Origin of the sequence: Actinopolyspora sabaoui (assembly GCF_051225635.1) — a bacterium.
GTDB lineage: Bacteria > Actinomycetota > Actinomycetes > Mycobacteriales > Pseudonocardiaceae > Actinopolyspora.
In genome coordinates this window covers 1-14,086 of sequence record NZ_JBMIHH010000009.1, presented here as the reverse complement: position 1 = coordinate 14,086, position 14,086 = coordinate 1, and the positions used below count along the sequence as shown (strand labels likewise).

Annotated in this window: 13 protein-coding genes and 1 rRNA gene; 10 read left to right on the top strand and 4 right to left on the bottom strand. The window is 67.5% G+C overall.

Features of this window, described 5'->3' with window-relative positions; genetic code table 11:
• Positions 1-172: 172 nt before the first annotated feature.
• From ACOQFL_RS16965 to ACOQFL_RS16945, 5 genes are all read left to right on the top strand, one after another.
• The gene (locus ACOQFL_RS16965) at positions 173-1,111 is read left to right on the top strand and encodes an HhH-GPD family protein (protein ID WP_435545162.1); all 939 of its coding nucleotides are present in this window, start codon (positions 173-175) and stop codon (positions 1,109-1,111) included.
• Positions 1,112-1,348: 237 nt separating this feature from the next.
• The gene (locus ACOQFL_RS16960; RefSeq protein WP_435545161.1) at positions 1,349-2,260 is read left to right on the top strand and encodes a hypothetical protein; all 912 of its coding nucleotides are present in this window, start codon (positions 1,349-1,351) and stop codon (positions 2,258-2,260) included.
• 82 nt (positions 2,261-2,342) lie between these two features.
• Positions 2,343-3,014 carry a class I SAM-dependent DNA methyltransferase gene (locus ACOQFL_RS16955; protein ID WP_435545160.1) on the top strand — a complete coding sequence of 224 codons (672 nt, stop codon included), beginning with the start codon at positions 2,343-2,345 and terminating at the stop codon, positions 3,012-3,014.
• A gap of 136 nt (positions 3,015-3,150) precedes the next feature.
• Positions 3,151-4,134, top strand: coding sequence for an ATP-binding cassette domain-containing protein (locus ACOQFL_RS16950; protein ID WP_435545159.1), 984 nt, complete (start codon positions 3,151-3,153; stop codon positions 4,132-4,134).
• The gene (locus tag ACOQFL_RS16945; RefSeq protein WP_435545158.1) at positions 4,131-6,074 is read left to right on the top strand and encodes a YhgE/Pip family protein; all 1,944 of its coding nucleotides are present in this window, start codon (positions 4,131-4,133) and stop codon (positions 6,072-6,074) included. Before ACOQFL_RS16950 ends, ACOQFL_RS16945 begins: the two co-directional genes overlap by 4 nt.
• A gap of 309 nt (positions 6,075-6,383) precedes the next feature.
• On the opposite strand, the gene ACOQFL_RS16940 is transcribed toward ACOQFL_RS16945, so the two are convergent.
• Positions 6,384-6,926 carry a hypothetical protein gene (locus ACOQFL_RS16940; protein ID WP_435545157.1) on the bottom strand — a complete coding sequence of 181 codons (543 nt, stop codon included), beginning with the start codon at positions 6,924-6,926 and terminating at the stop codon, positions 6,384-6,386.
• A 132-nt stretch (positions 6,927-7,058) separates the two neighbouring features.
• On the opposite strand from ACOQFL_RS16940, the gene ACOQFL_RS16935 reads away from it, so the two are divergent.
• Entirely contained in the window at positions 7,059-7,523 is a 465-nt protein-coding gene (locus tag ACOQFL_RS16935; RefSeq protein ID WP_435545156.1) for a MarR family winged helix-turn-helix transcriptional regulator, read from the top strand.
• Positions 7,524-7,599: 76 nt separating this feature from the next.
• On the top strand, positions 7,600-7,908 hold the full coding sequence (locus ACOQFL_RS16930; protein WP_435545155.1) for an antibiotic biosynthesis monooxygenase family protein: 309 nt from the start codon (positions 7,600-7,602) through the stop codon (positions 7,906-7,908).
• A gap of 273 nt (positions 7,909-8,181) precedes the next feature.
• Here the strand turns inward: ACOQFL_RS16930 and ACOQFL_RS16925 are convergent, their stop codons facing one another.
• Positions 8,182-9,240: an endonuclease/exonuclease/phosphatase family protein gene (locus ACOQFL_RS16925; RefSeq protein ID WP_435545154.1), complete on the bottom strand. Its 1,059-nt coding sequence runs from the start codon at positions 9,238-9,240 to the stop codon at positions 8,182-8,184.
• A gap of 130 nt (positions 9,241-9,370) precedes the next feature.
• Here ACOQFL_RS16925 and ACOQFL_RS16920 point away from each other — a divergent pair, with 130 nt between their 5' ends.
• The 3 genes from ACOQFL_RS16920 (at position 9,371) to ACOQFL_RS16910 (ending at position 12,059) form a co-directional block, all read left to right on the top strand.
• Positions 9,371-10,354, top strand: a complete 984-nt coding sequence (locus tag ACOQFL_RS16920; protein ID WP_435545153.1) for an ATP-binding cassette domain-containing protein — start codon at positions 9,371-9,373, stop codon at positions 10,352-10,354.
• Positions 10,351-11,181, top strand: a complete 831-nt coding sequence (locus ACOQFL_RS16915; RefSeq protein WP_435545152.1) for an ABC transporter permease — start codon at positions 10,351-10,353, stop codon at positions 11,179-11,181. The genes ACOQFL_RS16920 and ACOQFL_RS16915 overlap by 4 nt, the downstream gene beginning before the upstream one ends.
• A 272-nt stretch (positions 11,182-11,453) precedes the next feature.
• Positions 11,454-12,059, top strand: a complete 606-nt coding sequence (locus ACOQFL_RS16910; protein WP_435545359.1) for a class I SAM-dependent methyltransferase — start codon at positions 11,454-11,456, stop codon at positions 12,057-12,059.
• 145 nt (positions 12,060-12,204) lie between these two features.
• Here the strand turns inward: ACOQFL_RS16910 and ACOQFL_RS16905 are convergent, their stop codons facing one another.
• Both ACOQFL_RS16905 and rrf read right to left on the bottom strand, forming a co-directional pair.
• Positions 12,205-13,776, bottom strand: a complete 1,572-nt coding sequence (locus ACOQFL_RS16905) for an SLC13 family permease (RefSeq protein ID WP_435545151.1) — start codon at positions 13,774-13,776, stop codon at positions 12,205-12,207.
• A gap of 191 nt (positions 13,777-13,967) precedes the next feature.
• Positions 13,968-14,085, bottom strand: a 5S ribosomal RNA gene (gene rrf / locus ACOQFL_RS16900).
• Between the last annotated feature and the right edge of the window lies 1 nt (position 14,086).

The window sequence follows — 14,086 nt, the reverse complement described above, 5'->3', positions numbered from 1 at the left end:
GTGGCGGGAGTTCGGCCCGCGTCTGAGCGGCGCCGCGATTTCGTGGGAAATTGACGGCGCCCCTGCCGCGCGATAGCCGCCGGCGATTCGGCGCCGCGCGGCGATGCCGGGGCGCTGTCGCTCCCGAGGCGTGGGCGGGTGAGGATCCGGGGCGTGGCACTATCGAGGGGTCATGACTGAGCAGAACGCGTACCCGGCCGGATCCGTCACGAAGACCTCCGCCCCAGGGCGGACCACCACGATCAACACCGAGGATCTGATCGAGTGGTTCGCGGCCGAGGCCCGCGACCTTCCGTGGCGCGGCTCCGAGGTCGACGGCTGGGGTGTGCTGGTCAGCGAGACCATGCTGCAGCAGACCCCCGTCGCCAGGGTCATGCCGATCTGGCGGGAGTGGATGGAGCGCTGGCCCAAGCCCTCCGACCTCGCGGCGACGAGCCAGGCCGAAGTGCTGCGCGCCTGGGGTAAACTCGGGTACCCGCGTCGCGCGATGCGGCTGCACGAAGCGGCGAGCGCCATCGCCTCGGAACACGACGACACCGTTCCCTCCGATGTGGACACCCTGCTGGCGCTGCCCGGGGTGGGAACCTACACCGCCCGCGCGGTGGCAGCCTTCGCCTACGGCAAGCGGGCTCCGGTGGTGGACACCAACGTGCGCAGGGTCGTCGCGCGAGCCGTGCACGGGGAGGGCGACGCCGGTAACCCCTCACCCAACCGGGACCTGGCCGATGTCGACGCGCTGCTTCCCTCGGACGACCGCGACGCCGCCCGGCTGTCGGCGGCGCTAATGGAACTCGGGCAGACCGTGTGCACCGTGAAGTCGCCCGGCTGCGAGATCTGCCCCATCGTCGCGGACTGCGCCTGGCAACACGCCGGTCGCCCCGCCTACGCCGGACCGCCGAAGAAGGTCCAGCGCTTCGCCGGGACCGACCGCCAGGTGCGCGGGCTGCTGCTGGACGTGCTGCGCCGTTCGGAAGGGCCCGTGCAGCGCCCCGAACTGGACGCGGTGTGGCACGACGCCGCCCAACGCGACCGGGCGCTGGACTCACTGCTGGTGGACGGGCTGCTGGAACAGACCGAGGACGGCAGGTTCGGACTGCCCGGCGAGGAGTGACACCAGTGCCTCTCGCCCCGGGGGACGAACCTCGCCCCGCCGTGTGACAGCCCCGTAGAAGAAATCCCGTGCGGCGAGTTTTCCCTACCTCCCGTCCCTCTCCCGAACTGGACTCCAATTTCCCCTGAACGGACGAACCTCCGCGGTAGAATATAGGTAAAACGGCTCACCGGCCACAGCGTTCGTGATTTCCTGACAGAGGTTATCGAGAAAACCTCGGCGGCACATTGGAGCCTCATGTCCACGGTGAGTCCGAAACATGGCCACGAGTCAACATCCGCGTCGGATTACATGTCGAGCGGGCGTATCGTCGCCACTGCATTGCTACCGTGGTTCACCGCCAAGTTCCTGTTCAAGCCCCGAGTCGGACCACTCGGGAGGGATCGAGTTCTGGACCGACTCGCTTTCTGGCGATCGGTGCTCGGCCTGGGATTGATCATGTTCGTGACCCACCGTTACCAGGCACCTTACCACGTCTGGTTCGAGTCCATAACGAAGTCGCTGCAAACCGCGCTTTTTGCCTTGACCGCGCTGCCATTGCCGTTCCTGGTGATGCTCGGCATCACCAAACCCGGTTACCGTGCCCCTCTCGCGCGCGGCGCACTGCTTCAACTGGGACGTACAGCGCTCGCCCTGGGTTTACTCTCGTGGCCCTTCGTGTGGGTCGCGGGTGTCTCGAAATTGACGAACAGCCGCTTCATCAATCTTCCGGATAGAATGGGATTCCTCCTGCCCGTGGTGATACTCCTCCTGTTCACCGCAGCACTTTCGGCCGTTTTCTTCTTCGCATGGTTTCTGATCTTCGACTACTGCACGGTTTACTGGGGCGTACGCACCGGCTTCTGGATAAACGACACCCACCCACTGCTCGCACCGTTCGGCACCACCTCCCTCATGCTGCTGGTAACCGGCCGGGAGCTCTTTACGGGCTCCTCCGAGGAAGTACCCCTGTGGCTTTGGGTGACGCTGAATCTGGCCGGAGCGGTCTCGACCATAGTGCTGAGTTACTTTGAGTGCAGGCATCTCCGATCGATCGGTTACCGGTTTCGTACCGGTCCGGTACCGATACCCCATGACGAGAACCCCACCAATGAACTCGAGATTCGGAAAACACGGGGACCACGACGGAACCCCACCCCACACGAGTGATCTTTTCCTTGCGGCCCCGGAACACTGTCGAACCCGCGCTCGGCTCGTCCTACGAATTTGCCGAGCACTATGATCCCCGTTCGTGGATGAACTCGACTTCGTGCATCGCACCCGTTGGTCCTACGACGCGGCTGCCGATACCTACACCGAGTGGATCCGGGGCGAGTTGGCCGCCAAACCGCTGGACCGCGCGGTGCTCGACGGCTTCGCCGAGCTCGCGCGGAACCCGGGTGGACCGGTGCTGGACGCGGGATGCGGGCCGGGGCGGGTGGCGGCGTATCTGGCCGAGCACGGCCTGGACGTTTCCGGAATGGACCTGTCACCGGGAATGATCGCCGCGGCACGGCGGAGCCACCCGGAACTGCGCTTCACCGAGGGATCGATGCGGGCGTTGGACCACGGCGACGGCGAGCTCGGTGGCCTCGTGGCCTGGTACTCCATCATCCACGTTCCGGACGAGCACCTGCCTGCGGTGTTCGCCGAGTTCCACCGAGTGCTGGCGCCCGGCGGATACCTGCAGCTCGCCTTCCAGGTCGGCGACCGGATCAAGCACCGAACCGAGGCGGGCGGCCACGAGGTCTCGCTGGATTTCCACCGGCGACGACCGGAACACGTCGCCGAGCTGCTGAGCCGCGCCGGACTCGTCCCACGAGCACGGCTGCTGCGCGAACCCGACGAGGAAAGCGACTTCCCGGAGGAAACCCGGCAGGCATTCCTGCTCGCCCGAAAGCCGGCCCGCTCCGCCGAGGAATGATCACCCCGGGGGGCTCGACACCGAACGACCTTCCCGACAACCGGTTCGCGGACGTGATCCGGCGGATCTCGAGTTGCCGAGGATCGCACTGGGGTCCACGTTGGATCAGCAGCCGATCCGTTCACCAGGGGGGTCGATGAGCACCGAAGGGGTGGCCATCACCGCACGCGGAATCAGTGTGCGCGGACCGCTGGGGCCGGTCTTCAGCAATGTCGACGCCGAGATCCGCCCCGGGGAGCTGGCCACCGTGACGGGACCGTCCGGAACCGGCAGAACCGCACTGCTGCTGACGCTGTCCGGCAGGCTCCGCCCGATCACGGGCACGATCGAGGTGGACGGACGATCGCTGCCGAAGGGCGCGAAGCGAGCACGCACCCTGATCGCACCGGCACGGCTGCGCCCCGGATTCGAGTTGGAGGGACGCTGGCGCGTGCGGGAAGCCGTACGTGAACGCCGCATCACCACAAAGGTGGACAACGACGACATTTCGGACGCGTTCGACCTGGTCGGCATAGACCCCGAACCCGAAGCCCTGATCGACTCGCTGCACCCCGGCGAACAGCTGCTGCTGGCCGTCGCGCTCGGCATGGCGGCGCTGCCCGCCGGGCTGCTGGTCGACGACGTGGAACTCGGGCTCCCCGGAGCCGCGCGCACCAGGGTGTGGGCGGCGCTGGAGGCGATCGCCGAGGCGGGAACGACGGTGCTGGTGAGCAATACCGACCCACCCCGCTTCGAAGCGGGCCCGGTGATCAGACTGTCAGGCCCGAACGGGGTCGCGCCCCACGGCGACCGAGGAACCGCACCGGAAACGGATCTGCTCCCCGGCCAGGAGCCGAACACGGTGGAGCTCAACGCCGCGACAGTGCTCCTGCCCCGGCAGGACGAGACCACCGAACCGCACACGTTCGACACCGAGGTGATCTCGTCCGATCCGGCGCAGCTCGCGCTGTTCGAACAGCCCGTGCGGACGGAGCCACCGGAACCCGACACGCCGGATCCCCACGGGGGTCCCGAGAGGGATTCTGAGGGAGATTCCGACGGGGATTCCGAGGAGACCGGGGCATCGACCGAGGCGGAACCGACCGATCCGGACTCCGAGGACGACGGAGATCCGCGATGAAAACCGTCAAACTCGCGATACTGGAACTGCGCAGGTTCCGGGGCGGAAAACTACGCCCCCTGGTGCTGGTGGCGCTGATACTCGTGCCGCTGCTCTACGGCGCGCTGTACCTGTGGTCCAACTGGGATCCGTACGGCAGGCTAGACCGGGTCCCGGTGGCCGTGGTCAACAACGACCGACCGGTGCGCGCCTCCGGGCAGTTCATCGACGCGGGCGAGCAGTTCACCGAGCAACTGCGCGCGCGGGACCTGTTCGACTGGCACTTCGTGAACTCCGGTGAGGCGCGGCGCGGGCTCCGCGAGGGCGACTACTACTTCACGATCACCGTCCCCAGGGATTTCAGCGGCAAACTCGCCACCGCCACCCGCAGCTTCCCGCAACGGGCCTCGCTGCACATCACCAAGAACGACGCGAACGGCTACATCGCGGGAATCATGGCCGACACCGTCGAGGCCCAGCTGCAGAACCAGGTCAACGCGGCCGCGCACAGCGCCTACGCGCGGGCACTGTACGACGAGGTGGACAAGGTACGCGAGAAACTGCGACTCGCATCGCAGGCCGCCGGGCAACTGGTCGAGGGCACCAAACTCGGTGAACAGGGCGCGGAAGGACTGCACAGCGGGCTCTCGGACGCCGCCTCGTCGACCGGGGAGATCTCGCGGGGCGTCGGCGAGCTCTCCGACGCGGCCGACCAGCTGGACCGACGCCTCACCGCCCTGACCAACCTGACCGCCGAACAACTGCCCACCGCCGTGAACGGCGCCGCCGAGGCCAGCGGCTCGGTGGTGCAGGGTCTCACCACGCTGGCCACCGCGACCGCCTTCATCTCCGACCGCGCCGATCAGAGCGCGGCGAGCCTGCGGGAACTCGCGAGCGAATACCCGGCACTGTCCGGCGACCCGGTCTACCAGCGCGCCCTGCGCGACGCGCGACAGCTGTCCGGAACCACCGAGAACGCGGACCAGCGTGCCAACGAAGTGCTGAGCCTGGCCCGCGAGGCCAATTCCGAGGCGGTGGCACTGCGTGGCAGCCTCGAAACGCTGCGGCAGCGAACCCTCGCGGTGACCGAGCCCGCCGACCAGCTCGCCTCGGGCACCACGCAACTGGCCAGCGGCACCGAGGCACTGCGCGGCAGCCTGAACAACCTCACCTCCAGCAGTCGGACACTGCAAACGGGTGCGGGACAGCTCAACGAGGGGGCCCGGAAACTGTCGACCCTGGTCGACGACAGCCTGTCGCGGATTCCACCCACCAATCCCAGGCAGGTGGCCCAGGCCGCCGAAGTACTCGGCTCCCCCACCAGGATCACCGAGCGCAACCTCAACCCCGCCCACGTCTACGGGCGGGGGCTGGCACCGTTCTTCTTCGCCATCGCCCTCTGGGTGTTCGGGCTGTTCGCCTACCTGCTACTCAAGCCCGTCAACCTGCGCGCCCTCGCGGGCAGGACCCGCGCCGCCACTGTGGCGCTGGCGGGTTGGCTGCCCGCCACCGTGCTGGGGATGCTCGGCGCCGGGGTGCTGCTGACCGTGGTCGGGTTCGGCCTCGGGCTGGATCCCGTGCGGCTGTGGCCGACGGTCGGGCTACTGGCGCTCGCCACCGCCGCGTTCGTGGCGATCGACCACCTGCTGCGCACCGCGTTCGGCGCGATCGGGGACGGGATCTCGCTGGTGCTGCTGATAGTACAGCTGACCGCCTCTGGTGGGCTCTATCCGATGGAAACCACGCCGACGCCCTTCCAGGCGGTACACCCCTACCTGCCGATGACCTACCTGGTGGACGGGCTGCGCATAACGATCTCGGGTGGGTTGAACGAGCACCTGGTTCGCGATCTCATCGTGCTCGGCGGCTTCCTGGTGATACCGCTGGTGCTGACCACGCTGGTGGTGTGGCGACAACGGACCTGGAGCATAGCCCGACTCCACCCCGCCGTTGAGCTTTAGAGCCGCGAGGGGGCTTCCGTAATTGGCCGGTTAGCCGGCACGTGAGTCGGCGCCTTGCCGCGTTGGGCCGGCTCTTGAGTAGCGACCTACGCGGCGAGCGGCCCGGCCTCGCAATGCATCCGACTCACGCACCGGACACCCCCGCTGCTTACCCACATGGTCGTGTCCCGACGGTCGGTCCTGCTGCGAGGGTGCTTGGAGCGCGGCCCGCGGGGGTGGTGGGAGCTCGGCCCGCGGGGGTGGTGGGAGCTCGGCCCGCGTCGAAGGGGCCTGGCGATTTCGCGAGAAATTGACGCCCCAAGAAGGGCTTCAGCGGCGCTCGCGAATCCGCCCCCACGGCTTGTACACCGCCAAAAGGAACGCGACCAACAATCCCAGCGGGGACACGACGGGCGGGAAGATCAGCTGGTTGATCGCGAACGTGAACTGCTCCGACGCGGTGATCCCCTGCCCGTACTCCACGGCCGCGGTCACGGTCGGCCCCAGCCCCAGTGGAACCAGCAGCACGAAAACCACGTTGATGACCAGTTTGACCGCGACCCACCAGTACCGCACGAGCCCGTACTTCGTGCCCAGGCCGAGCACTACGCCACTGACCAGGCAAAACAACCCCGCGACGAGCAGCGGGCGGATCGCGAAAAGCCCGAGCGCCTGGTAGGCCACGGCGGCGGTACGCGCGTCCTCGGTGAGCAGCGCGGTGAAGACGAGCACCGCCAGCACCACGTCGATGCCGATCCACGCCCCCGCCGAGACGATGTGCAGCACGAGGACGCCCTTCCTGGTACGTGCCCCGAGTCGCCACCGACGAACAGCGCCGGTTCGAGCGGTAATGGCACGAATGGGTGTAGTCATGGCAACCCCTTCACAGCCGTCTGCCCGGCCGACGGCACGTCCGAGCCCGCGGAGTCCCTACAGCCCAAAAATAGACGACTAACCATTAGGTTTCAAACGATTCTACAGCTAACAGTGCGGTAGAATGTGACCATGCCCGCACCGCCCTCCGGACCACCGCTCGGTTTGCAGCTGGCCGAAATCGCCCGAACCGTCAGCCGGGCCTTCGACGAAGCGCTGAGCACCGCTGGGGGATCCCGCCCCTCCTGGCTGATCCTGATGACACTGAAGAACCGCCCCACGGCCAATCAGCGCGAACTCGCGGCAGCCGTGGGAATCCGTGGCGCGACGCTGACTCACCACTTGGACGCCATGGAGACCGACGGGCTGCTCACCCGCCGCCGCGACCCCCACAACCGGCGAGTTCACCTGGTCGAGCTCACCGAGCACGGCGAGGAGGCCTTCCACGGTATGCGCGCCGCGGCGGTCGCGTTCGATCAGCGCCTGCGCACCGGCCTGGACACCGAGGAGGTCGACCGGCTTCGCGAACTACTCACCCGACTGCGGGACAACGTCACCGAGGAGGACGAGGACAACGACCACGCGACGGACCGGTGATCGTTCTCGGCGTCACGTTGCCGTCCGAGCGGTTTCACCGCTTCGGAAGCCGCCGGACGAGTCGTAGTGTGGAGTTATGGCAGTAGTCAAAATCAACGCTATCGAGGTCCCCGAAGGCAAGGGCGAGGAGCTGGAACGCCGCTTCGCGCAACGCCACGGCGCCGTGGACGGCACCCCCGGGTTCCTGGGATTCGAGCTGTTGCGCCCGGTAAAGGGCGACAACCGCTACTTCGTCTACACCAAATGGGAATCCGAGGAGGCGTTTCGCGCCTGGGCCGACGGTCCGGCGAAAGAGGCACACGAGACCGAGAGCAAGGACCCCGTCTCCATCGGGGCCAACCTGCTCGAGTTCGAGCTGGTCACGGAGTCCCACCCCGGGCAGTGAGCGGGCCGGAACCACCGGTCGGCACCCGCGGCGGCTGAGCGGCGCGTGGCGGATCCGTCACCGTCAATTTCCCACGAAATCGCCGGGCCACCAGCACCGCCTAGCCGCACTCCGACCACCCTCGCAGTCGGCGCCGCCGCGGGTTCTCGGGTGCGGCTCTCGCGAGGACGGCCCCGACGTTGTGTAGGCAGCTACCCGAGGTCGGGGCACCCGCAGCGAGAGCCGTGCCCGAGGTTCCGCCAAACGAGCACCCCGGCAAGCCGGAATACACCTTCACTCCGAAGGAATCGTGAGCTGGGCGAACACGGCCCGATGATCGGTACCGCCCACCTCGAAGGTGCGGTAGTCGTGCACGGCGGTGTCCCCGCTGACCAGCACGTGGTCCAGGGTGACCGGCGGCGCCCAGGGCCGTCCCAACTCGGGCCAGGTCGGGGCCAGTCCGTCGCCGGTCACCTCGGCGACGTCCGAGTACCCCCGCCCCAGCAGTTTCCGCAACGGCGTGTGATCCAGCGTCGCGTTGAAATCACCGGCCAGTATTCGGACCGGCTGGTCCTCACCGGTGGTCGGCGCGGGCAGCGTGCTTATCTCGCGCTTCCACGCGCTCGTGGTGTCTCCCCCGACCGGCACCACCGGATGCGCCGCGACGTACTGCACGTCCCGCTGCCCGGGCAGGTCGATCAGTGCGGAGGGCTGCCGCATGGTGGTGTTCGAAGCCAACGAGAGCTCACGCAGCGGGTAGCGCGAGACGATTCCCGAACCGTCACCCTCGGGCTCCGGCGTGAGCACACGGTGCGGCAGCGTCTCGAACAACCCGGCCCGGCGCAGCTCCTCCACCATGCCGGAGTTCAGCTCCGGCATACTCAGCACGTCCACGTCGTTCTGCCGCACCAGCCGCACCAGCCGACCGGCATCGGCCTCACCGAAGTACACGTTGGCGCTGAGCACGTTCAGCGAGTGCCCCTGCGCACCGCTGCCCGCCTGTTCGTCGGGAAACACCCGTGGCGCGACGCTGACGGCGAGCACGGCGGTCACCACGGCTACCACCAGCGCGGTCAGCCAGCGCCGCAGCGTCAGGGTGAGCAGCAACAACACCCCTCCGCCCGCGGTGACGTAGGGGGTCAACGCGATCAACGCCGAGGAGATCTGGCCGCGTTCCAGCCCCCCGAACCTCCCCAGGGCCACACCGCAGACGAACGCCGTCAGCAGCAGTAACAGCAGCGTGAGGAGACGGCCACCGGGAGCTCTCCGCCTGCCCGGCGACTCCGGCTGTTCGGACATCGCTTCGTCCGTTACGAGATCACCCTGTCGCATGTCCGCCGACTCACGCCCCATACCGCCACACCTACCGGAAAACAACCAAGGGTAACTGAAGCTGTGTCGCACCTCACCGGTGCTGTGCGACGATTGTGCGTCTTTTGTCAGTGGATCCGTTCATGCTGGGGTACCGAGAAGAGGAGGTCGCATGACACTGGCGGTCCAGGCCGAGGGCCTGGTCAAGCGTTTCGGAACGACCAAGGCACTGGACGGGGTGGATCTGGCCGCCCCGACGGGTTCGATTCTGGGGGTACTGGGGCCGAACGGCGCGGGCAAGACGACCAGCGTACGCATCCTGGCCACCCTGCTCCAGCCGGACGGTGGTCACGCCACTGTGGCCGGACACGACGTGCTGCGGGACCCGGTCGGGGTGCGCGGCAAGATCGGGCTGACCGGACAGTACGCCTCGGTGGACGAGGAACTCACCGGCACCGAGAACCTGGTGCTGATCGGTCGACTGCTGGAGATGACGCGTTCCGGCGCCAAGTCCCGCGCGAAGGAACTGCTGGAACGCTTCGGGCTCACCGACGCGGCCAACCGGGCGATCAAAACCTACTCGGGCGGGATGCGCAGACGGCTGGACCTGGCGGCGAGTCTGGTTGGGCGCCCGGAAGTGCTGTACCTGGACGAGCCGACCACCGGGTTGGATCCGCGCAGCCGCAACCAGGTCTGGGACATGGTCGGCGCGTTGACCTCCGAGGGCGTGACGGTGTTGCTGACCACGCAATACCTGGAGGAGGCCGACCAGCTGGCCGACCGGATCAGCGTGATCGACCACGGCAGGGTGGTCGCGGAGGGACGCGCCGACGAGTTGAAACGTCACAGCGGAAGCCAGACGCTGCAGGTGCGACTGAGCGACCCCGACGACGTCACCGCCACCGAGACCATCCTGCGGGAACTCACCGAGCGGGCACCCACGACGAACCACGACACCGGGTTGCTGACCACCCCCGCCGACGATCCGGTGTTGATGTCGGCGTTGGTACGCAGAATGGACGAGGCCGGGATCACCGCCGACGAGCTGTCGCTGCGACTGCCCAGCCTGGACGAGGCGTTCCTGTCCATCACCGGGAAACCGGCCATCGCCGAGGGCTCGGCGCGGGAAGGCGAAGAGGAGGACGACGCGGCATGAGCACGCCGACCGTCGAGCGGGCCGAACAGACCGCCCCACGGCCACACGGCACACCACACCGTGTCGGTCCGCTGCGCACGATGCGACACGGCCTGACGCTGGCCGGGCGCAGCGTCCTCAAGATCCGCAAGTCGCCGGAGGGACTGCTGGACGTCACGCTGCAGCCGATCCTGTTCCTGGCGATGTTCGTCTACCTGCTCGGTGGAGCCATCGCCGGGGACACCGGGGAGTACCTGCAGCGGACCCTGCCGGGCGTGATGGCCATGAACATGGTCTTCGGCAGTCTCGGCACCGGGATGCAGCTCAACAACGACATCACCAAGGGCGTGTTCGACCGGTTCCGGAGTCTGCCGGTGGCGCGGTCGGCACCACTGATCGGGGCAGTACTGGGCGATGTGGTTCGCTATGTGGTCTCCATAGCGGTGCTGCTGATCGTGGCCACGCTGATGGGCTTTCGCATCGAGACCAACGTGGTCTCGGCAGCGGCGGCGATCGTGCTGGTCATCGGTTTCGCGCTGTGCGTGTGCTGGATCTCGGTGATGTTGGGGATGCTGGTCCGGAGCCAGCAGGCACTGCCCGGTGTGGCGATGTCGTTCATGTTCCCGCTGACCATGGGCAGCAACGTGTTCGCGCCGACCGACACCATGCCGGGGTGGTTGCAGGCCTGGGTGAGCGTGAACCCGGTGAGCAAGCTGGCCGACGCCGCCAGGGGCCTGATGATCGGCGGGCCGGTGGCGGGGCCGCTGTCGGCCACGCTGGTGTGGATGGTCGCGCTGGTGGTGGTGTTCTTCCCGCTCGCGCTCTGGGCCTACCGCAGCAGGGTCTGACGACAGGGATCCGACCCGCTGCGGTACTGCCGTTCCGGTGATTTCGCGCGAAATCACCGGAACGGCAGCCGGCACGCTTTCCACCCGCACTCTTTGCGATTTCCGCAACTAATTTTGTCGTCGTTTCGTCTAGGAGGGCAGCGTGGTGTCGGAGGTGACCACGGATGTCCGGAACCGAGTCACGGATACGCGGTGATCACCACCGCTACCGGGCTACGGACCCCGGCAGCACGGCCACCGAACACCGACTCCCGCGACCGAAGGCAACGACGATGGACGAACAGTTCTGGGAAGACAAGTACAGCGGCACCGAACAGCTCTTCAGCGGCAACGTGAACGGAGTGCTCGCCACCGAGGCGGCCGAGCTCGCCCCCGGGCAGGCGCTCGAAGTGGGGTGCGGCGAGGGCGCCGACGCGCGCTGGCTGGCCCGGCGCGGCTGGCGAGTTACCGCTATCGACATCTCGCGCACCGCACTGCGACGCGCCGCCGAGGCCACGGCCCCGGACCTCGCCGATCGAATCTCCTGGCAACACGGCGATCCGACCGGCACACCACCCCCGGCTGACGCGTTCGATCTGGTGTCGGTGCAGTACTTCCCGCTCGAGCGGCAACCCGCCCACGAAGCGCTGCGCGGGCTGCTGGCCGCCGTGGCACCCGGCGGCACGTTGCTCCACGGCAGCCACGATATGTCCGAGTTGCCGCCGGACCACGAGCACGGCTTCGATCCGGGCGACTACTACCAGCCCGCCGACGTCGCCGAGCTACTCGACGAGGACTGGATCGTGCTGGTCAACGAAACCCGAGCACGAACCACTCCCCCGCCCGAAGGCACGCCGCACACCCACGACACCGTGCTGCGGGCACGACGCCTGCGTTGAGACCGGGCAGAGCGCGGCCGAACCCGGATCACCTCGGGGAGGAACACCGGGAGTCGGACTCGGCGTGGGAAGGCGTCAATTTCTCGCGAAATCGCCGCGCGGTGGGGCGGGGTCGGCGGACCGTCCCCACCGCCACGGGTAAGGGTCAGCCGAGGGCGATTCCCAACGCCCAGGCGCCGAGACCGTAGAGCGCGAGCGGGATGAGGACGATCGCGGTGAGGTTCAGCCACCAGCCCGCCTTGACCATCTGCGGGATGGTCACGTAGCCGGAGCCGAACACGATGGCGTTCGGCGGGGTAGCCACCGGAAGCATGAACGCACAGCTCGCCGCCACCGTCGCGGGCACCACGAGCAGCAGCGGATCCATGTCGAGTCCGAGAGCGATCCCGGCCAGGATCGGCAGAAAGGTCGCCGCGGTAGCGGTGTTGCTGGTCATCTCGGTCAAAAAGATCACCGCGGCCACCGTGACCAACACCAGCAGGATCGTGGGGATCCAGCCGAGCGCGCCGACCCGGTTACCGATGAAGGCGTCGAAACCGCTGGAACCGACCGCGTCCGCCAGGGAGAGTCCACCACCGAACAGCAGCAGCACACCCCACGGCAGCTTCAGCGCGGAGCCCCAGTCCAGTGTGAACACACCCTGCCGCGCGTCGACCGGGATCGCGAACAGCACCAGCGAGGCGAATATCGCGATACCCGCATCGGAGAGGCCGAGTCCCGGCAGCAGGTTGGTCAGCGGTTCACGCAGAATCCACAGCAGCGCGGTCAACACGAACACGACGAGCACTACCCGCTCGCCCCGGTTCATCGGCCCCAGCTTGGCGAGCTCGTTCCGGAACAGCTCACGGCCACCCGGAATGTCGGTGATGGTCGTCGGATAGACCACCCTGGTCAGCAACAGCCAACTGATGAGCAGCAACACCGCCGCCAGCGGCAGCCCGAAGATCATCCACTGCCCGAAGCCGATCTGGATCTCATAGGTCTCGGACAGAAAACCGGCCATGAACAGGTTGGGCGGAGTACCGATCAGCGTCGCCAACGAACCGATGCTGGCCGCGTAGGCGATCGCCAGCATCAGGCAGGTCGCGAACCTTCCGGCGCCGTCGTCCGCGGGCTCCTTCATCGCGCTCCGCACGGTTTCGTCGCTGGACTCGCCACGAAGATGCTCGAACACCAGGGACAGCACGGACATGCCGATCGGCAGCATGACGACGGTGGTGGCCGTATTGCTGACCCACATGGACAGAAAGGCGGTGGCGAGCATGAACCCACCGACCACCCGCACCGGACGGGTTCCGACCGCCAGTACGGTCCGCAGCGCGATCCTGCGATGCAGCCCCCAGCGCTGCATCGCCAACGCCAGCATGAACCCACCCATGAACAGAAAGACGATGTCGTTGGCGTAGGGCGTGGTGGCGGCTTCGACATCCCCCACACCAAGCAGCGGGAACAGCGCGATCGGCAGCAACGCGGTGGCGGCCAGCGGCAGTGCCTCGGTGACCCACCAGACCGCCATCAGCACGCCGACCGCCGCGACACCGCGTCCGGCGTCGGTGACTCCGTTCTCACCACCGGGGAGTACGAAGTAGACGGCGATCGCCAGCAGCGGTCCGAGAAAACGGCCGATCCAGGCACGCCGGGAAACTCTGGTGGTTTCGGTGGTCTCTCCTATTTCCGGTGTGGCCGAGGGGCCACCCGCATCACTGCTCTGACTCATCAACTCCGCCATTCCACGAAACGTCGGCACCGATCGACAGCAGGGCCGAAAGCGACTCGAGGAAAGACGCTAATGGTATGCGAACAGTGGTGAAAGCGGGGTTCGCGGCGGGGTGGGGTCCTGTGGTGCGGGTGGGGATGCACGTGTGGCCCGGGCACCGTGGTGGTGTCCGGGCCACATCGTGGGGGTTGGGTCGGCGGTGTCCGTGTCTCCCACACCCGTGGGGGTGCAGTACCTGGGGCGCTGGAGGGCTTAGCTGCCGGGTTCGGGATGGATGCCGGGCGTGTCCCCTCCGCTGTGGCCACCGACC

Bases quoted from the DNA above. Each gene is read 5' to 3' on its own strand.
- ACOQFL_RS16965 (WP_435545162.1), top strand. From the start codon at position 173: ATGACTGAGCAGAACGCGTACCCGGCCGGATCCGTCACGAAGACCTCC.
- ACOQFL_RS16960 (WP_435545161.1), top strand. From the start codon at position 1,349: ATGTCCACGGTGAGTCCGAAACATGGCCACGAGTCAACATCCGCGTCG.
- ACOQFL_RS16950 (WP_435545159.1), top strand. From the start codon at position 3,151: ATGAGCACCGAAGGGGTGGCCATCACCGCACGCGGAATCAGTGTGCGC.
- ACOQFL_RS16945 (WP_435545158.1), top strand. From the start codon at position 4,131: ATGAAAACCGTCAAACTCGCGATACTGGAACTGCGCAGGTTCCGGGGC.
- ACOQFL_RS16940 (WP_435545157.1), bottom strand. From the start codon at position 6,926: ATGACTACACCCATTCGTGCCATTACCGCTCGAACCGGCGCTGTTCGT.
- ACOQFL_RS16935 (WP_435545156.1), top strand. From the start codon at position 7,059: ATGCCCGCACCGCCCTCCGGACCACCGCTCGGTTTGCAGCTGGCCGAA.
- ACOQFL_RS16930 (WP_435545155.1), top strand. From the start codon at position 7,600: ATGGCAGTAGTCAAAATCAACGCTATCGAGGTCCCCGAAGGCAAGGGC.
- ACOQFL_RS16925 (WP_435545154.1), bottom strand. From the start codon at position 9,240: ATGGGGCGTGAGTCGGCGGACATGCGACAGGGTGATCTCGTAACGGAC.
- ACOQFL_RS16920 (WP_435545153.1), top strand. From the start codon at position 9,371: ATGACACTGGCGGTCCAGGCCGAGGGCCTGGTCAAGCGTTTCGGAACG.
- ACOQFL_RS16915 (WP_435545152.1), top strand. From the start codon at position 10,351: ATGAGCACGCCGACCGTCGAGCGGGCCGAACAGACCGCCCCACGGCCA.
- ACOQFL_RS16910 (WP_435545359.1), top strand. From the start codon at position 11,454: ATGGACGAACAGTTCTGGGAAGACAAGTACAGCGGCACCGAACAGCTC.
- ACOQFL_RS16905 (WP_435545151.1), bottom strand. From the start codon at position 13,776: ATGAGTCAGAGCAGTGATGCGGGTGGCCCCTCGGCCACACCGGAAATA.